The organism is Microvirgula curvata (genome assembly GCF_054781615.1).
On sequence record NZ_BAAGUB010000015.1, the window covers coordinates 184,961 to 203,825 of the forward strand.

The 18,865-nt window shown below is 63.8% G+C and carries 15 protein-coding genes and 1 pseudogene; 9 read left to right on the forward strand and 7 right to left on the reverse strand.

What is annotated here, in order from left to right:
* Positions 1-74 precede the first annotated feature (74 nt).
* The 6 genes from ACYVG8_RS09420 to ACYVG8_RS09445 all read left to right on the forward strand — a co-directional run bounded on the left by ACYVG8_RS09420 (position 75) and on the right by ACYVG8_RS09445 (position 8,051).
* Positions 75-2,234, forward strand: a complete 2,160-nt coding sequence (locus ACYVG8_RS09420) for a TonB-dependent siderophore receptor (protein ID WP_276324989.1) — start codon at positions 75-77, stop codon at positions 2,232-2,234.
* Entirely contained in the window at positions 2,234-2,500 is a 267-nt protein-coding gene (locus ACYVG8_RS09425; protein WP_028498990.1) for a hypothetical protein, read from the forward strand. The genes ACYVG8_RS09420 and ACYVG8_RS09425 overlap by 1 nt, the downstream gene beginning before the upstream one ends.
* 7 nt (positions 2,501-2,507) lie before the next feature.
* The gene (locus tag ACYVG8_RS09430; protein WP_460745607.1) at positions 2,508-4,004 is read left to right on the forward strand and encodes a PepSY-associated TM helix domain-containing protein; all 1,497 of its coding nucleotides are present in this window, start codon (positions 2,508-2,510) and stop codon (positions 4,002-4,004) included.
* Positions 3,997-5,256, forward strand: a complete 1,260-nt coding sequence (locus tag ACYVG8_RS09435; protein ID WP_036385756.1) for a RhtX/FptX family siderophore transporter — start codon at positions 3,997-3,999, stop codon at positions 5,254-5,256. Before ACYVG8_RS09430 ends, ACYVG8_RS09435 begins: the two co-directional genes overlap by 8 nt.
* Positions 5,249-5,914, forward strand: a complete 666-nt coding sequence (locus ACYVG8_RS09440) for a 4'-phosphopantetheinyl transferase family protein (RefSeq protein ID WP_460745610.1) — start codon at positions 5,249-5,251, stop codon at positions 5,912-5,914. The genes ACYVG8_RS09435 and ACYVG8_RS09440 overlap by 8 nt, the downstream gene beginning before the upstream one ends.
* A 514-nt stretch (positions 5,915-6,428) precedes the next feature.
* On the forward strand, positions 6,429-8,051 hold the full coding sequence (locus ACYVG8_RS09445; RefSeq protein WP_460745612.1) for a methyl-accepting chemotaxis protein: 1,623 nt from the start codon (positions 6,429-6,431) through the stop codon (positions 8,049-8,051).
* Between the two features lie 98 nt (positions 8,052-8,149).
* Here ACYVG8_RS09445 and ACYVG8_RS09450 read toward each other — a convergent pair whose 3' ends face one another.
* From ACYVG8_RS09450 to ACYVG8_RS09465, 4 genes and pseudogenes are all read right to left on the reverse strand, one after another.
* Positions 8,150-8,581, reverse strand: a complete 432-nt coding sequence (locus ACYVG8_RS09450; RefSeq protein ID WP_460745614.1) for a hypothetical protein — start codon at positions 8,579-8,581, stop codon at positions 8,150-8,152.
* Between the two features lie 154 nt (positions 8,582-8,735).
* Positions 8,736-9,551: pseudogene (locus ACYVG8_RS09455) on the reverse strand (autotransporter outer membrane beta-barrel domain-containing protein); the annotation flags it as partial.
* A gap of 198 nt (positions 9,552-9,749) precedes the next feature.
* Positions 9,750-10,097 carry a hypothetical protein gene (locus tag ACYVG8_RS09460; RefSeq protein ID WP_156952500.1) on the reverse strand — a complete coding sequence of 116 codons (348 nt, stop codon included), beginning with the start codon at positions 10,095-10,097 and terminating at the stop codon, positions 9,750-9,752.
* A 600-nt stretch (positions 10,098-10,697) separates the two neighbouring features.
* Positions 10,698-11,315: a helix-turn-helix domain-containing protein gene (locus tag ACYVG8_RS09465; RefSeq protein WP_028498997.1), complete on the reverse strand. Its 618-nt coding sequence runs from the start codon at positions 11,313-11,315 to the stop codon at positions 10,698-10,700.
* 43 nt (positions 11,316-11,358) lie between these two features.
* Between ACYVG8_RS09465 and ACYVG8_RS09470 the strand changes: the two genes are divergently transcribed.
* From ACYVG8_RS09470 to ACYVG8_RS09480, 3 genes are all read left to right on the forward strand, one after another.
* The gene (locus tag ACYVG8_RS09470) at positions 11,359-12,054 is read left to right on the forward strand and encodes a B3/B4 domain-containing protein (RefSeq protein WP_028498998.1); all 696 of its coding nucleotides are present in this window, start codon (positions 11,359-11,361) and stop codon (positions 12,052-12,054) included.
* 80 nt (positions 12,055-12,134) lie between these two features.
* Entirely contained in the window at positions 12,135-12,806 is a 672-nt protein-coding gene (locus ACYVG8_RS09475) for an FMN-binding negative transcriptional regulator (RefSeq protein WP_051528792.1), read from the forward strand.
* 394 nt (positions 12,807-13,200) lie between these two features.
* Positions 13,201-15,384: a methyl-accepting chemotaxis protein gene (locus tag ACYVG8_RS09480; protein WP_051528793.1), complete on the forward strand. Its 2,184-nt coding sequence runs from the start codon at positions 13,201-13,203 to the stop codon at positions 15,382-15,384.
* 89 nt (positions 15,385-15,473) lie between these two features.
* On the opposite strand, the gene ACYVG8_RS09485 is transcribed toward ACYVG8_RS09480, so the two are convergent.
* From ACYVG8_RS09485 to ACYVG8_RS09495, 3 genes are all read right to left on the reverse strand, one after another.
* Positions 15,474-16,109, reverse strand: a complete 636-nt coding sequence (locus ACYVG8_RS09485) for a LysE family translocator (RefSeq protein WP_028499000.1) — start codon at positions 16,107-16,109, stop codon at positions 15,474-15,476.
* A gap of 152 nt (positions 16,110-16,261) precedes the next feature.
* Entirely contained in the window at positions 16,262-17,317 is a 1,056-nt protein-coding gene (locus tag ACYVG8_RS09490; RefSeq protein ID WP_028499001.1) for an NAD(P)-dependent alcohol dehydrogenase, read from the reverse strand.
* A 291-nt stretch (positions 17,318-17,608) separates the two neighbouring features.
* Positions 17,609-18,865 (reverse strand): methyl-accepting chemotaxis protein (locus ACYVG8_RS09495; protein WP_460745617.1); only part of this gene is annotated, 1,257 nt, incomplete at its 5' end.

Here is an 18,865-nt window from a genome sequence, read left to right on the forward strand (position 1 = left end):
AAACAGTGCCAGTGATTATTTATTTAAAATGATAAGCATTATCATGTACGCACTGAAGGTTTGACGGGATGAAAATGGAGACAAAGCGAAGCCGCTGGCCCGGGACGATCGCCCGCTGCAGGCCAACCCCGCTGCATATGGGCCTGTTGCTGGCGTTCAGCCCGCTGGCCGTCATGGCCGATGCGCGGCAGAACGGCGAGACGGATGTGCCGGAATTGCCCGCCGTGGTGATCAGCACCGAAGGCGCGTCGCCCGCCCGTGCGGCGGGCACAAGCAGTCTGGCGAAAATGCCGCTCAAGCCGCGGGAGATCCCGCAGTCGGCCAGCGTCGTTTCGCGCGAGCGCATCGAGCAGCAGAACCTGTACAGTCTCGACGAGGTGATGCAGCAGGCCACCGGGGTCACGGTGCAGCCGTTCCAGCTGCTGACCACTGCCTACTATGTGCGCGGCTTCAAGGTCGACTCATTCGAACTCGACGGCGTGCCGGCGCTGCTCGGCAATACCGCGAGCCCGCCGCAGGACATGGCGGTCTACGAGCGGGTGGAAATCCTTCGCGGTTCCAACGGCCTGCTCCACGGCACCGGCAACCCCGCCGCGACGGTGAACATGGTCCGCAAGCGGCCGCAGCATGAATTCGCCGCCAGCACCACCCTGAGTGCCGGCAGCTGGAACCGCTACCGCACGGAGGTCGATGTCGGCGGGCCGCTGACCGAAAGCGGCAATGTGCGCGGCCGTGCGGTGGCCGCTTACGAGAACCGCGACTTCTTCTACGACGTGTCCGACCAGAGCACCTTCCTGCTGTACGGCGTGACCGAGCTCGACCTGACGCCGGATACGCTGCTCACGGTGGGCGCGCAGTACCAGCACATCAACGCCGTCACCAATATGGCCGGGGTGCCGATGGCCAGGGACGGCTCCAGCCTCGGCCTGTCCCGCGACACCTATCTCGACGTCGACTGGGACCGCTTCGAGTGGGACGTCTACCGCGCGTTCGGTTCGCTGGAACAGCAACTGGCCAGCGGCTGGAAAGCCAAATTCAGCGCCGAGTACCAGAGTACCGACTCGCGCTTGCGCTACGCCGGCTCGTACGGTGCCATCGATCCGCAGACCGGCGACGGGGGCAGCCTGATGGGGGCCGCCTACAAGTTCAAGAGCATCCAGCGCAGCTTCGATGCCCACGTGACCGGTCCGGTGCAACTGTTCGGCCTCAAGCATGAACTGCTTGGCGGCGTTTCCTACGCCCGGAGCGAGACCCGGCAGGAAACCGCCCAGTTCCTGAACTGGGCGAACACGCCGGTCAACGTCTACCGCTGGGACCCGCACAGCGTGCCGAGTCCGCAGATCGGCGCCTACCGCTCGCCGGGCGACACCACGACCACCCAGAAGGGCCTGTACGGTCTGGCCCGGATCAAGCTGGCCGAACCGCTGACCGCCGTGCTGGGCGGCCGCGAAAGCTGGTGGACCCAGGACACGCCGACCGCGCACTTCAAGCCCGGCAGCAAATTCACGCCTTACGGCGGGCTGATCTGGGACTTTGCCGACAAGTGGTCGTGGTATGCGAGTTATGCCGAGGTTTACCAGCCGCAGGACCGTCGTACCTGGAGCGGCGATCCGCTCAGCCCGGTGGAAGGCAAGACCTACGAGACCGGGATCAAGAGCGAGCTCGCGGATGGCCGCCTGAACCTGTCGCTGGCGGCATTCCGCATCGATCTGGAGAACAACCCGCAGGAAGACCCCGACCACCCCGGCACCCCGAACAACGCCTATTACATCAGCGGCGGCAAGGTGCGCAGCCAGGGCTTCGAACTGGAGGGGACCGGCCACCTGACGCCGCACTGGAGCCTGTCGGCGGGCTACACCTATACCGACACCGAGTATCTCAAGGACAGCAAGGTGTCCTCGGGCACCCGTTATTCGACCTTTACCCCGCAGCACATGCTGCGTCTGTGGAGCAACTATGACCTGCCGTGGCAGGGCCGTCGCTGGAGCATCGGCGGCGGGGTGCAGGCGCAGAGCGACTACAGCGTGGACTACCGCAACGTGACCCTGCGCCAGGGCGGTTACGCGCTGGCCAACCTGCGGGTCGGCTACCGGATCGATCCGCACTGGACGGCGGCGCTGAACATCAACAACCTGTTCGACCGCACCTACTACCAGAGCCTGTCCAACCCCAACTGGAACAACCGCTACGGCGAGCCGCGCAGCTTCAACCTCACCTTGCGGGGGACATTCTGATGCCCATGCCGGTTGCCGGCTGGGGAGGGCGGATTGCGTTCGCCCTGGCTGGCAGTCTGTCGGCCGCCGCGGCGAGTGGCTATCTGCTGGCGCGCAGCCTGCCACTGCCCGATCCGCTGGAACGGCTCTATGCCGCGCTGTTCAGCGCGCTGGCGCTGGGCCTGTTGCTGCTGTGCGGCGGATTGCTGATCCGTGACCTGCGCGTCCTCGCCGGCGGGCTGGCGGCCTGCCTGCTTATGCTGGCGCTGGCTGTGGCGGGGCACTGAGATGGCCATGCCCGCACGCGCTGTCCTGCATGCCCTGCACGGCGGCGCCGGCGCACTGTCTGGCGTGCTGCTGTTCGTGGTGCTGTTCAGCGGCGCCTGGAGCCTCGGCCACGATGACCTGCGCGACTGGTTGCGGCCACCGGTGGCTACCGGGGCTGGCGCCCTGCCGGTAGAGCGCCTGCTGGCGCGTGCCGCGGAAGAGGGAAGCGATACCGCTTCTGCGAGCGTGCTGCTGCCGGGGCCGGGCCGCGATGTCTTCAGCGTCTGCGATGTGCGCCAGTCTTGCCGGCTGCATCTCGACCCGGCCAGCGGCCGGGTGCTGGCCGGGGTCCCGGCGCTGGATATCCTGCTGAACCTGCACAAGCACTTTTTTGCCGGTTTCCCCGGCCGGGTGCTGGTCAGCCTGTTCGGCATTGTGCTGTTTCTCCTGTGCCTGACCGGCCTGCTTCTGCACAGCCGTCGCTGGCGTGATCTGTTCCGCCTGCGCCGCGACCGCAGCCTGCGCGTGGCGCTGTTCGACCTCCACGGACTGATCGGGCTCTGGGGACTGCCCTGGCTGCTGTTGTTCAGCCTGACCGGGGCGCTCAGCGGGCTCGGGGCACTCGGCACCCTGCTGCTGGCGCCGGTGGTGTATCCGGCGCAGCCGCAGCGGGTGTTCGCCGAACTGATGGGGGCGCCACCGCCTGCGGCGTCGGGCCAGCCGCTGGCGACGCGGGTCGACCTCGACCGTCTGCTGGCCCGGGACGCGGCACGCGTGCCGGGTTTCATCGCCCAGCGTCTGACGCTCGCGCATGCCGGCGATCGCCAGGGCAGCGTGGAGATCGCCGGGGTCAGCCGTGGCGTACCCAGCACGGCGAATTTCGAGCGGCACCTGTACCGGCTTGCCGACGGTGCCTGGCTGGGCGACCGCAGCGCCACCGACCGCGGGTTCTGGCTGCGCGCCTTCATTGCCGTGCAGCCGCTGCACTTTGCGCAATACCAGTGGCTGGGCCCGGGCTGGTCGTCCGTGCTGCGCGGCCTGCAACTGGCGATGGGGCTGGGGGCCTGCCTGCTGTGCGCCAGCGGTCTGTACCTGTGGCTGCAGCGGCGCGCCCGCACGGCGGATCGTCGCGTGCCGCTGCTGTGGCGGCTGGGTCAGGGGGTTTGCGGTGGTCTGGTGCTCGCGGCGGCCGCGCTGCTGCTGGCGCTGCAGGTCGCACCGCCAGCAGTGCGTGCGGGGGCATGGCCGGGCCTGCTGTTTGCCGGGCTGTGGATCACCGCCGGCCTGGTGGCGCTGGCCGGGCCGCGTGACTGGCCGCTGGCCCGCGTGCTGTCGGGGCTGGCCGGCTTCGCCTGTCTCGCCGCGGCTGGCGCACACCTGATTTCCTGCTTTGCCCGTGGTCACTGGCCTGCCGCGCCCGTTGACCTGTGGCTGCTGTTATGCGGCGTGCTGCTCTGCCGGCACGCCTGGATGCTGACGCCTGCGTCTGCCCACCCCCGTCTTACCGGAGACCTTCATGCTTGAGTTGTACCGTCACCGCCGCCTGGTCATGACCCTGGCGCTGCTCTACCTGTCCCAGGGCATTCCCATCGGCCTTGCCATGGATGCACTGCCCACCCTGCTGCGCCGCGACGGCGCGCCGTTGCAGGCACTGGCCTTCCTGCCGCTGGTGGGATTGCCCTGGGTGGTCAAATTCCTCTGGGCCCCCTGGGTCGACAACCACTGGTCGCGCCGGCTGGGCCGGCGGCGCAGCTGGATCCTGCCGATGCAGTGCGTGGTTCTGGCCTGCCTGCTGGGGCTCGCCCTGACCGGCCTTGGCGTGGAAACCGCCGGCTGGGCAGTCGGTCTGCTGGCGCTGGCCTCACTGGCCAGTGCGACCCAGGATATCGCTACCGATGGCATGGCGGCCGAGCACTTCAGCGGCAGGCTGCTGGCCAAGGTCAATGCGGTGCAGATCGCGGGGGTCATGATCGGCTTCTTCGGCGGCGGCGCCGGCAGCCTGATGCTCACCGGCCTCTTCGGCCAGCGCACGGCATTTCTGGCGATCGCCTGCGTGCCGCTGCTGAGCCTGTGCCTGGCCTGCGCACTGGGCCGCGGCGATCCCCGCGAGCAGCCGCCTGTGCCGCCCAGCCGGGCCAGCCTGCTGCGCTTCCTGCGCCGCCCGATGGCACCTGCGCTGCTGCTGCTGGCGCTGCTCTCGGCCATGACTGCGGTGTCCGGCTTTGGCCTGTCCAAGCTGTACCTGAACGATGCCGGCTGGGCGCTGGAGGATATCGGCCGACTCGGCATGAGCGGCGGTCTGGTCACGGTATTTCTCGGTTGCGGCGGTGGCGCCTGGCTGGTGAAGCGGGTCGGTCTCTGGCATGGCTTCGCCCTCGGTGTGGTGCTCGCCGGCTGCTCGGCGCTGCTCTGGTACCTGCAGGCCGGTCACTGGCTGCCACTGGGCGCGGGGCTGGCCTGGACATGCGTGCTTGTCGGCTCGCTGGCCACCGGCATTACCTCGGTGGCGATGCTGACCGCGGCGATGCGTTTTGCCGGTCAGGGCGATCAGGCCGGTACCGACGTCACCGCGGTACAAAGCACCCGCGACCTGGGGGAAATGCTGGCGTCCTCCTTTCTGGTCACGCTTACCGCTCAGATCGGCTATGCCGGTGGTTTTCTCTGCGGTGCCGCCCTGGCGCTGGTCGCACTGGTGACCGCCCTGCACCTGCACGGGCGCGAGGCGCGGGGAGGGGGCGCGGCGGGACTGGCGGATACGGGCGCCGGGCGTGCCTGAGTGCGATATCCATGTCTGGCTGCTTCACCTCGACCAGGCATGGGCTTCTCCGGATCGGCTGAGTCCGGACGAGCAGGCACGGGCGCGCCGCTACCGGTGCCGGCATGCGCGCCACAGCTTCGTGCAGACCCGCGCCGCCCTGCGCCAGGTGCTGGGCCACTGCCTTGGCCTGCCACCGCTGGCCATCGGCCTGGAGGAAGGCCATCACGGCAAGCCCCGTCTGGCCGCTTCTCTCCCTCGTCTGGAGTTCAATGTCAGCCACAGTGGCCAACTGGCGCTGATCGCGCTGGGCAGGACGCCGCTGGGTGTCGATCTGGAGCATCTGGATCGCCCGCTGGACTGGCGCGAACTGGCGCCGGCCTGCTGCCATCCGGACGAGTTGCCGGTATTGCGCCGGATGCCGGACCCCGACGGTCACCGCCAGTTCCTGCGCCTGTGGACGCTCAGGGAAGCCTATGTGAAGGGCACGGGTGAAGGTCTGAGCCAGTCACCCGCAGACATCCGCCTCGAATACGGTGACGCCGCATGGCGCGTCGCCGGGGATGCCGGCTGGCATCTGCATGCCCTGACGCTGCCCGGCGGCTATGTGGGCAGTCTCGCCGCTACCATGAAAAACCCGGTCGTCAGACTGAAAGCGCTGACTGCGACGCCATGGTGACGCGGTACCACGGGCGCTGATACGCGTTTATTGCCTTGCTGGTCACGACAATCGGCGCAGCCGGATACATATGGCGTCATATCGCTCCGGGAAGCAACCGGGGTGGTCTGCAATTTGTCGGCGCCTTTCGTTTCGGCCGCGCTGAATCAGCGGGCGTTTCCGTATTTGCACGATGGCAGAATGAATATTGAAACCTGATGGGTACGGATGAGGCCCCGGGATAATAATCATTCCCGACCTGCCGCCATTGCTGATTGATAACCGGATACCAGAACGGGGAAGATTTGCTATTGCGCGGCGCAGCCTGTCGTTTCATTATCCCGAATGAGCCAGTACGGCCTGTATCGCCGATGTGCTTGAACTGACGGACATCGGGAAGACCAGTGATGATTCCAGAAATCTGACCCGCTGCCTGCCGCTCACGGGAAAGCCGGTCAGCCTGTTTTCTGTACTGTCGTTTACCTGTTTATTCAGGAAATGACTTGAATTCATTCGAAAATTACTGGAAATACAGATGTTTGCGAGCATGAGCCTCAAAAAGAGAATGATCGGGATCGGGCTGATCGCCCTGGCTGGATTACTGGTGCTGGGCGTGTGGTCCGCTCTTCATGAGCGCACCAAAACCTATGATGAGCGGATGATCATGCTCAAGTCATTAGTTGAATCGGCGCGTAGCCAGGTTGGGTATTATCAGGGGCTGGAAAAGAAAGGGAAGCTTTCAGCTCAGCAGGCCAGGGATCAGGCTCGCGAAGCTTTGCGTGCCACCAAATTCCAGGGTGACAATTATTTCTTCATTTACACCTACGATGGCATCACGGTATTGCTTCCGCCTTCTCCGGAAAAAGAAGGTCAGTCAAGAATTGACGTAAAAGATGCCAAGGGTGTGCCTCTGATTCGCAATATTGTTGCGGCAGGGCGTGCAGGTGGAGATTTTACCGCCTACGACTATCCGCGCGCCGGTCAGACCGAAGCGTCGCCGAAAATGGCCTATGCCACCAATATCGATGGATGGAACTGGGTTATCGGTGCCGGCTTGTATGTTGACGATATCGATGCCGCATTTCGCCACAGCCTGCTCATGTTTGGCGTGGTGATCCTTGTTCTTGCCGTGGCGGTATTCGGGGTCATCCTGTTCATTTCGCAATCCGTCCTTCGCCAGCTGGGGGGCGAGCCGGTACACGCCATGCAGGTAATGAAGCAGGTGGCGGGCGGGGACCTCACTGTCGAATTGAAGACCGCCCGCAATGACAGTCTGCTGGCCGAACTCAATGGCCTGATTCAGGCATTGCGCAGCCTGATTGCCGAGATCCACTCCGGTGCCGAGCATATCTCCACGGCCTCCCGGCATATTCGCGCATCCAGCAGCACCGTTGCCGAGGCGGCCACCAGCCAGGTAGCCTCCACCCAGGGCATGGCTGCGGCCATGGAAGAACTGACCGTCAGCATTTCCCACATTTCGGACAATGCTTCCGAGACCGAGCAGTTCGCCAATACCACGGTCAACGCGGCGGCACTGGGTGAAAAGCAGGTCAATGCGGCGGTCGCCAGCATGGGGATGCTCAGTGCGGCGATTCACGAAGCGGTAGAGCGCATCAATGGTCTCGACCATCGCGCCCGGGAGGTCGGCTCCATTGCTGCCACCATCAAGGACATTGCCGATCAGACCAATCTGCTGGCCCTGAATGCGGCGATCGAAGCCGCACGAGCGGGCGAGACCGGCCGTGGCTTCGCCGTTGTCGCGGACGAAGTGCGCAAGCTGGCCGAACGCACGTCGTCAGCCACGAGCGAGATCGAGCGCACCCTGTCTGCCATCCAGACCGAAACGGAAGGCGCCGTCGGCGCCATGCATCATGCGGCGACCCAGGCCGATCACAGCGTTGGTGAGGTGAGTCAGTCCGCCGATGTGCTCAAGAAAATTGCCGATGGCGCCGCCCAGGCCAGTCAGCTGGTTGCCGATGTGGCCAGCGCAGCGCGGGAACAGCGCTCGGCAAGCAACTCGCTGGCCCAGCAGGTCGAGAATATCGCCCAGGCGGCAGAGGAGACCAGCGGCAGCATGACCGCTACGGCGACGTCGGCCAGCGAGCTGGAACAAGTCGCCACCACCTTGCACCGCGCCGTACGCCGTTTCCAGTGTTGACGAACCGGCAGGCTGCCCGCAACGGGTAGCCTGCCGCCGCGGATCAAGCCCCTGCTGCAACTGACCGCCAGCCTGAACCTCCTGTGATCGCCACCCCATCAGGGTTGGGCCATCGTCGCTGAAATGGCCAACCGGACAAAAAATAATGGCTTCCTAATTTCTGTCGGATAGGATGTGAAAATTCTCAAAATGGTAGGTGCTTGATGGTGCAGAGAAAGGATGACATTTTTCTGACGGTGGACGGGCGCAGGGCCGCTGCCGAAGAAGAAAAAGCAAGGCAGCTTGCGCTGGGAATCACCAGCTACCGGTGGTCGAGCAGTAACGACGAGGGTGTGTGCGAACGCTGCATGGTCAACTACGGCAAGGTCTTTCGCTGGGATGATCCCCCGCCGACCGGCCACCCCGGTGAAGGGAAATTCTGCTCGCGCAAAGAAGGCTGTCGTTGCATCGCGATTCCGGTTTTCAGCCAGGGCTGATGCCGCAGGGCTGATTTCGGCCGGGCCGGTGTCTTTCCGGATTGACCGGCTCATGGCTGACGTTTCCGTCTGCGCATGAGTGTGGCCGGGTCATATCACGAACGGATAATGAAAACGCCGGCGTCATGATCCCTGTGCTGCGCCGACAATCAGGCCAGGGCGCCGGCTGACGTCCCTGACCCGATGTCGTGATGGCCATGGCGCCGGATCAGAACATCCAGCGTGCCTTGACCGAGGCGGTCTGGTTGGTGAAGCCCTCACGGAACTCGATGTCGTAGCGTGCCGACAGCTCCAGCGAGTCATTGACCTTGTTTACCAGTCCCAGACCGCCGCGCCCCAGCCACTTGCTCGGTTCGATGCCCTTGGTGGTGAATGCGGCCGATGGCGTGCCGGCAAAGGCGGAGACGATGCTCGACTGCTTGCCGAGAAGGTCGTAGCCGGCGCCGAGGTTCGCCACCAGCGTCGTGCGCTCGTTCAGTGTCTGCGACAGCTTGCCGTCCACGCCGACAATCAGTTCCTCGGCCCGGTTGCTGTCCACGTTCAGGTTCAGCGCGCCGGCGCCGGTTTCGGTGTAGCCCTTGTCGCGGATCACCGTGTAGTCGGCACGCAGCGACGGAGTGAACGAGGTGCGTTCGCTCAGTGCAAGGGTGTGGGCCAGTCCGGCGCCGATGTGCGCACTCCAGCTGTTGTAATCCGATTTCGCCGTGCGGCTCAGCCCGCCGAAGGCGATCTGGCGCTCGCCACTGGTACGGTGCGCGCCGACATCGGCCTGGACGTTCAGGTCGGTGGCTTCGCTGAGGCTGTGGCTGCCGTAAACGACCAGCTGGTAGGTGTCGACGTCTGCCCGCTGCTGCGCCGCGCTGTCCTTGCCGTCGACCTTGCTGCTGGCGTAGGCCACCGCCACGCCGAGGCGACTGGCGGCGTTCAGTTCGGTGTCGGCCCCGACCACCATGCCGTAGGTTTTGGCCGTGTAGCCGCTGGCGCCGTCCTTGTCGGCCTGATCGGCCCAGCTGCCGAACGGTCGGGCCCAGCCCCGGCGGTCGGTAAAGAACTCGTCGCCGGACGAGCGGCCGTGCTGGCCTGGGCCGCACCGGCGGTCAGCAGCGGCAGGGTCTGGCTGACGGCACGGGACACGTCGTGCTCGCTGCCGAGCTGGCCCAGGGCGGTAATGACGGCGGTCGCGCCGAGCGCCGGATTGTTGTCATGGTTTCTGGCACGAAATTCAGTGTGTCGGAGTGGATGCCATAGGCCTTGCGGTTTTTCCGCCCTTGTTGTTGCTTGCCGTGACGGTGCCGTTGTTGGTCAGTGTCTTGCCGGTACCCACATTCCCGTTGGCGCCGGCGAGTGCCGAGTAGGTGATCGCGGCCCCGTTGGCCTGGTTGACGCTGGCGCCGTCCGAAACCGTGCAGTCGTAGGTATCGGTGCCAAGATTGCTGTCGCTCGCGATGGCGCCACATGAGGCTGGCGTGGCCAGCGCCGTCGGCACGTACATGAGGCTGGCAATGGCAAGCAGCACGGCGGCGTGGCTGGCCTTCGGTTTCCAGCGGGGGAGGGCGTGGAGAGACGGCATGAACGGGTAGTCCTTGTTGATTGCAATGCATTGGATACGGACGGCAGGCAGGCAGCGCGAAGCGGGATGACGGTCGGATTTCCGGGAGGGGAACTGGCGTTGCGCCATCCTGAAACGTGCCGGTTCCGGATAAAACCGTCGATACCGGCCCTGCCATGTCATACGGTCACGCCATCCGGCTCGTGGCCGTCCGGTGCATTGATGCATCTTCATGATTTTCATGAAGAGTATAAGGACGTGCGGAAGGCTGAAACTGAGCAAATCTGAGAAGTTTCATCACATTTGCATGGATGCTGCCAATGCCAGCCGGTGCCCGTTCATGCCGGTAAATCCGGCTTGTATAATAAAAAACTTATTAAGTTTTTCTAATGATAATTAATAACGTTTAATTTGTCTTATCTTGAGACCGCCGGCACAGTGCAGTTGCCAAGGGATGTCCTTGCCAACTGCAAATGGAGCCATGTCAAAAATGAAAAATCTCAATGGTCTGGTTTATGAACTGTGCCGGCTTTGCCATATCGCCGGGCGTTCCCGGGTGAAACCGAAAACCCCGCAATCCGTCAGGGCAATGCGCTGATCCGTGACCGGTCGTCGTCCCGCTCAGCGTATCGTTGCCTGCGGATGCAGTTCGGCCACGCTCATGGTGAATATCAGCCCGGCGTCGCCTTCATTCGCATAGTGATGGGGCACGTCGGTTCTGGCGACGGCGGAACAGCCCGCGGGAACGATCAGCTCGGTCTTGCCCACTCTGACCGTCAACTGCCCCTGCTCGACATGGAACAGCTCGAAAGTCCCTTGCGGATGCCCGGGCGATTCAAACCGCTCGCCCGGCGGCATCGCCCAGCGCCACAGCTCGATCATGTTCGGCCCGCTGGTCCCGGCCAGCAGACGCGCGGTGCCTCCGCCGGGACCGGTCCACAGCGTCGGGATGTGTTCTGCTTCGATCAGGTGCACGGGAGGGGCACTGGCCACGTTCACGATATCCGCTACCGACATGCCAAGCGCCGCAGCAATCTTGCACAGGATGGCGATGCTGGGGTTGGCGGCGGATTTTTCGATCTCGACCAGCATGCCCTTGCTGACGCCGGCGCGGCGCGAAAGTTCGTCCAGGGAAAGCTTCTGCTGCTTCCTGTGTGCCTTGAGCCTGGCGGAGACTGCCTCGCTGACCGTCTGGACATCGGCGCCGGAATCGGTCGGTATATTGACTTTTTTGGTCATTGGTCGTTAGCATGGAATAAATAAGTCACTAAAGGATTCTCCGATGCGCTCCGTCATGCCGTCAATCGATCCGGATATCGCCAGCCTCGCCCCCGGCTTCCGGGCTCTCAGCATCAGTGTCGAGGCGACACCCATCGTCAATCCCGGCGTTGCTGCCGATGCGCTGCGCCGGGCCTGCCAGTCGCTGACCACCGGCGGTGCTGCCTGGGCAGAAGCCCACCTGCAGGCCTGGGCGGAGGTGTTCCGGCAGTTCGGCGCCAAGCCGCAGCGGACCCCGTGCTCCGCCGAAGCCTTGCGCAAGCGGGTGCTGCGGGATGGCAGCATGCCAAGTATTGACCCCATTGTTGATCTGTATAACGCCATCAGCATTGAGTATGCGATTCCTGTCGGCGGCGAGAATTTTGCCGCCTATGCCGGCGCCCCCCGGCTGGCCATTGCGGATGGCACGGAGCTGTTCGACACCATGAAGGACGGGGCACCGGCACATGAAAACCCCGAGGTCGGGGAAGTCGTGTGGCGGGACGACATCGGGGTGACCTGCCGGCGCTGGAACTGGCGGCAGGGGGTCAGGACCAGGCTGGGGGCCGACGCCACGCAGATGTGGTTCATTCTGGAAAGCCTGCCGGCCATGCCACTGGCCGCGCTGCATGAAGCCGGCGACCAGCTGACCCGGGGCCTGCTGGAGATGATGCCTGGTGCGGTGATTGAATCCACGCTGATCGGCTTCGACCCGCGATAACACCGCCGGATCCCTCCGCCCCGATGACGGTTCGTCGGGGCGGTCATGCCTTGTGTCGTCCATCCCGTCCTGGGAGCCCCATGTATCTGCCCGCCCGCTTCAATGAGCCCGACACCGATGCCCTGCATGAATGCATGATCCGGCATCCGCTCGGGACTCTGATTACGCATGGCCGCAATGGCCTGGACGCCAACGCCATTCCGTTCGAGCTGGTGGCTGGCGAAGGGGCGTCCGGCGTGCTGAAAGCGCATATTGCCCGCGCCAACCCGCTATGGCAGGACCTCCGGGACGGTGATCCGGTGCTGGTGGTTTTTCAGGCTGGCGATGCGTATGTCTCGCCAGGCTGGTATCCGACCAAGCTCGAGTCGCACCGACAAGTTCCGACCTGGAATTACATCGTGGTCCATGCGCATGGACACATCCGTTTTCATGATGACGAGACATTTGTCAGGGGCGTGGTGGCCAGGCTGACCCGGGCACGCGAAGCCTCGCAGCCCAGCCCGTGGAAGATGGGTGATGGTCCGAAAGACTATATCGATGCGCTGCTGAGACGGATCGTCGGGCTGCAGATCGACATTACCCGCCTGGTGGGCAAAAGCAAACTTGGGCAGGACGAGGTGGCGCGGGACATCTGCGGTGCCGGCCATGCGCTCAGGGCTTGCGGACAGCATGAAATCGGCGATGCCATGCTGGCCAGGGCAGAAGACAAGGCCGCGCCGCTTCCTTCCCCCCGACCGCCCCCCCTTCCGTGACGGCCCGGTGATCCGGACACCTGCCGTCGTCCGGTCATTCTCACGCCCGTACATCGCTTTTTATCCCCCGACCTTTCCGGGCTGGGGGATTGGGCTATAAATGCTTGTGCTGCACAAATCCGAAAGCATCGGACAGCGGCATGGATTATGTCGTGTTGCTACTTGAGCGCTAATTTATCTCCGGTATACCGATTGAGGGATACATGGAAGACCCCGGCAGACAGTCGAGCCGGGCTCTCTGAACCGGAATTCAGGTTTTGCCACCCGCGGGTGGTGAGTATCTCCGGTTTCGTCGACCGGGACCGGGAAGAATGACGACCGGCAACAGGCAGGGCATGCCGGCATGGTGGCTGGCTGCTGCAGCGCGCACTAATCCAAGAGAGTGAAGGCCACGATGAGCTGGTTAAAGGAAAAAGTCGGTAAGGTCAGCCTGCAATCCGTGCAGGGACGCATTGCCCTCGCTGCGGGCGGGGCACTGGTCATCAGCTCGGCCACGCTGCTTGCCGTCAATATCGGGTCGGCAATGATGACGCAAACCATGGTCAGCAGCCGCACCAACGAGTTGATGCGCAGTGAAGCGGAAGCCAAATTGCGCAATCTGGCCTCGGCCCAGGCCGGTGCGATCCAGGCGCGTTTCGATCTGGCTCTCGATGCGGCACGCACCATGGCCCATACCTTTTCCCTGGCCAGGAGCAGTGTGCCGATGGGGCGCGTGCAGTTGAACGCCATTTTGCACAATGTGCTGGTCAACAATCCGGAATTCAACGGAACCTATTCCTGCTGGGAACCCAACGCCGTCGATGGCAACGATGCCCAGCACACCGGTAGCGGCAATGGCAATAATGCCCAGACCGGGCGATTCACTCCGTACTTTACCCGTAATGGCAGTGGCACTATTGCCGTACAGCCATTGGTTGAATATGACTCCGATGCAGCCCACGTAAATGGCGTGCCCAAGGGCGGCTGGTATACCGGCCCCAGAACGACGGGGCAGGAAAGCGTGCTTGGCCCCTTGCCGTATGTGGTGCAGGGGAAAAGCGTGTTTCTGGCCACCATGTCGGTACCGATCATGGTGAACGGGAAATTCGCCGGGGTGGCGGGGGCCGACTACAACCTCGACTTCGTACAGAAAATCAGCCAGGAGACCAACAAGTCCCTGTATGAAGGCAAGGGCCGGCTGCTGATTCTCAGTGATCGCGGGCTGGTGGTCGCGGACAGTGCCAGCCCGGAAAGCATCGGCAAGCCGTTCACGTCCGGTGCCGGGGAACAGCATGCGGCCGCGCTGCTTGATGACATCAAGGCCGGCAACGCGAAAACCTGGGTGGACGATGCCTCGCAGTCCATCAATGCCATGGCGCCGATTCCGCTTGGCAAGACGGGCAAGCCGTGGGCGGTCCTGATCCAGGTGCCGAAGGATGTGGCGCTGGCCGAAGTCAACAGCCTGAACAGCGAAGTGAAGGCACGTTCCATTTTTGCCACCCTGCTGCAGATTGGTGCCGGCATCGGCATCATCCTGCTTGCCAGCCTGTTCCTGTGGCGGATGTCTGCCAGGATCGCCCGTCCGATCCGGAAAGCGGCTGATATGGCGAAAAGCATCGAGTATGGCGTCTTTGATACCCGGCTTGCCGTCGAATCGAATGATGAGGTCGGTAAGCTGGCCTCGGCATTGAACAGCATGGGCGACAGCCTGCAGGAGAAGGTCAACCTTGCCGAGCAGATCAGCGAGGGCAATCTGAACTGCCAGGTGAACCTGACTTCGCCCTCCGACCAGCTCGGCATCTCGCTGAAGAAGATGGTCGACAACCTGAACCGGATGGTCGGCAATCTGCAAACGGAAGCCAAGGCCATCGACAACAATGCGAAGGACATGTCGGTGCTGAGTCAGGAACTGTCCGAAGGGGCGGGCAGCTCGGCCGCCTCGATCGAGCAGGTCAGTACGGCCATGGCGCAGATCAGTTCGCAGACCAAGAGCAATGCCGACAATGCCAACCGGGCGAAAACCATTTCCCAGACCTCCCGCACTGCGGCGGTCACCGGTGCGCGCGACATGGACGAGATGCTGACGGCCATGCAGGAGATCAAGTCGTCCGGAGACAATATCGCCGCCATCATCCAGACCATCAACGACATTACCGCGCAGACCAACCTGCTGGCCCTCAATGCCGCCATCGAGGCGGCACGGGCAGGCGAGACCGGTCGCGGCTTTGCCGTGGTGGCCGACGAAGTGCGTTCGCTGGCGACGCGCAGTGCCAACGCGGCACAGAAAGTCACCGAGCTGGTCAAGTCTTCCAGCGTGAAAACGGCCGTCGGCGTCGAGACGGCAAACAAGACTGCGGACTCGCTCAAGCAGATTGTGACCAGCGCGGAAGAGCTGTCCTTGCTGGTCGACGGGATCTCGCTGGCCTCGCAGGAGCAGGTGGTGGGGATCGACGAGATTACCCAGGGGATGAACCAGATCGACAACGATACGCAGGCGGTCAGCCAGCATGCCGAGCAGTGTGCGGCGACGGCCGTTCAGCTGACCTCGCAGGCAAAGCTCGTGCATGACCTGATCAAGCACTATCGCGTCAAGGCATAAGGGTCTGAAACGACCGTTGTCGATGGCCATGAAGAAGAGATCCTGCACTGGCAGGATCTCTTTCTTTTTTGCAACCCGTCGGCAGTTTGCTAGCGACGTCCTTCCATGACCATGCGCACGGCCAGACCGGCCAGCACCGTGCCCATCAGCCAGCGCTGCACCGTCTGCCACAGCGGCCGGCCGGCGAGAAACCCGGCGATGGAGCCCGCCATGACCGCAATCAGGGCATTGACGCTGACGCTGATGACGATCTGGGTGAAGCCCAGCGCAAGGGATTGCTGCAGCACGCTGCCATGTCCTTCGGGGCTGATGAACTGCGGCAGCAGCGACAGGTACATCACGGCAATCTTGGGATTCAGCAGATTGGTGACAAAGCCCATCATGAACAGCTTGCGCGGGCTGTCCGCCGGCAGATCGCGGACCTGGAACGGCGAGCGGCCGCCGGGCCTGACCGCCTGCCAGGCCAGATAGAGCAGATACAGCGCCCCGCCGAGGCGCAATGCGTCATACGCATACGGGACGGCCAGCACGAGCGCGGTAATGCCCAGTGCGGCACACAGCATGTAGACCACGAAGCCCAGCGCGACACCCCCGAGGGAAATCAGCCCGGCCATGCGTCCCTGGCAGATCGAGCGCGAGATCAGATAGATCATGTTCGGCCCGGGCGTGAGCACCATGCCGAGCGAGACAAGACCGAAGGCAAGCAGACTGGAGAATTCCGGCATCGGGGCGCAGTCCTGTTGAAATGAGGGGACAGAGAGCGGGCAACACCGGAGCAGTATATTTCAGCCGCGGCCGCCATGACATCCGCAGGGGGCAACGCGTGGAGATGCCCGGAGACCGCCACCGCCGGCATGGCGATGGCGTGGCCTGCATGTCAGGCCTGTCCGTCGGACAACGTGGCCATGTCGATCACGAAGCGATAGCGCACGTCGGCTTTTTCCATGCGCTCAAAGGCATCGTTGATCTGGTCCATGCGGATCATTTCGCAGTCCGGCAGGATGTTCTTCTTCGCGCAGAAGTCGAGCAGTTCCTGGGTTTCACGGATGCCGCCGATCGGGGAGCCCGCAACACGGCGGCGACCGAGCAGCAGCGGAACGGTATTGGTTTCCGCCATCGGGCCCACCTGGCCGACGATGACCAGGGTACCGTCCACGTCGAGCAGCGGCAGGTAGGGGTCCAGGCTGTGCTTGACCGGCACGGTATCGACGATCAGGTCGAAGCCGTTGGCCGCCTTGTTCATGGCCCCGGCATCGGTGGACACCAGCAGACGATCGGCGCCCAGCGCCAGCGCATCGGCTTCCTTGCCGTTGCTGCGGCTCAGTACGGTCACGTCGGCGCCAAGGCCGACCGCCAGCTTGACCGCCATGTGGCCCAGCCCGCCCAGCCCGATCACGCCAACCCGGCTGCCCGGGCCCACATTCCAGGTGCGCAGCGGCGAATAGGTCGTGATGCCCGCACACAGCAGCGGTGCGGTTCTGGCCAGATCAAGGCCGTCGGGCACGCGCAGGCAGAAGGCTTCCCGTACCACCAGATGCTTGGCATAGCCGCCCTGGGTCGGTTCGCCGGTATGGCGGTCGTGGCCGCAGTAGGTGCCGGTATGACCTTCGCGGCACAGTTGTTCCTCACCGTTGTGACACTGGTCGCATTCCTGGCAACTGTCGACCATGCAGCCGACGGCCACGTGGTCGCCGATCTGGTAGCGCGTCACCTGTGAGCCGGTGGCGGTCACCCGGCCGACAATCTCGTGACCGGGCACGATCGGGTAATAGCTCCAGCCCCAGTCGTTGTGCGCGGTGTGCAGGTCGGAGTGACACACGCCGCAGTAGAGGATTTCCATGGCGACGTCATCCGGTCGCAATGCCCGGCGCTCGAACGTCAGGGGTGCCAGCGGAGAATCCGGGCTGTAAGCAGCATAACCAATGGTTTTCATGACAAAACTCCGGTGAAACAGGGGGGGAGGCAGTATACGGGGCGGCGGCCGGGGAGCCGGCTGCCGACGGGCAGGGAGGGGAACTTGACTGACGGCCATCATAGGGGACCATCAGGTTTTGATTAAGCCCGCCAGCGTGCATGCATTAGTGAATGAAATTCATGAATTGCGGGGCGGCGGGCCGGCAAGCATACCCGCAAAAAAAAACCCCGGTCGATGACCGGGGTGAGTGGCGCGGCAGTGACAGGGAGATCACCGCCTGCTACCAGGAGATCATGGCCTGTCGGGCATTTACAGGCGGAACTGCCCGACCAGTGCCTTCAACTGCTTGCCGTGCTCGGCCAGCTGACGGATGGTGTCGACCACCGTTTCCACCTGGCAGCTGGTCTGCTGGGCGGCAACATTGATGTGCTCGGCGCTGCGCGCCATGTCACTGGTCGCTGTGCTCTGCTCCTTGGTTGACGCCGAGATTTCCTTGACCCGCGCCACGACGGCTTCGGTGCTGAGGCGGATCTGCTCGATCTTGCCGGCGGCTTCCTGTGACGAACCGACGCTGGACTCGACCCGGGTGTGCGTCGCCAGCGCGAAGTCGATCGCCTGCTGGGTCTGCTCCGCCATCTTGTCGATCATGCGCGAGATCTCGACCGTGGCATTGGCCGAGTGTTCGGCCAGCTTGCGCACTTCGTCGGCCACCACGGCGAAGCCGCGACCGTGCTCGCCGGCTCGTGCCGCTTCGATCGCCGCGTTCAGCGCCAGCAGATTGGTCTGGTCGGCGATGCTGCGGATCACGTTGACGATGCCGCGAACTTCTTCGGACTGGCTGGCCAGCCCGCGCATTTCGTTCTGCAGCTTGCCGACTGTTTCCACCACCATGCCGATTTCCTGCGCCACGCTGTTCATCAGTTCGTGCGATTCGACCGAGTGCTGGTTCGACTGCAGCACCAGGGCGTCGGTTTCTTCCGCGCTGTCGGCAATATGGTTGATGCTGACGGTGATTTCCTCGATCGTCGCGGCCGTCGACGAAATTTCCTCGGTCTGGTTGCGCGAATCGCTGGCGATCCGGTCGGCTGCACCGTGCAGCTGCTGGACATCGGTCGCCATGTCTTCGGCATGGCTGCGCACGGTCACGAACATGTCGTGCAGTGTTCCCATGAACTCGTTGAACGCGGCCGCGATCTGGCCGACCTCATCCTGGCTCCTGACCGGCAGCTTGACCGTCAGGTCACCCTGACCGGACGCCACGCTGCGCATGGTGTCGCGCAGCACGCCCAGCCCGGCCATCATCCGCGTCACGCCGACAAATACCACCAGTGCCGCCAGCAGCAGGCCGCCAAGCACCAGGCCGAGCAGCAGTCCGACGGTCGCATTCACCTCGGCCGTCGCGGCCGCCATCGGCACCATCACGCCGAGATACCAGCCGGTCTTGCCGACCGGACGCAGGCTGCTCAGAAAGTGTTCGCCGTTCAGCGCGACATCCTGGTACGAACCATCCTTGCTGGCGCCGGCAAAGTCATAACCCGGCACGACTTCGCTGATTTTCTTCAGCCC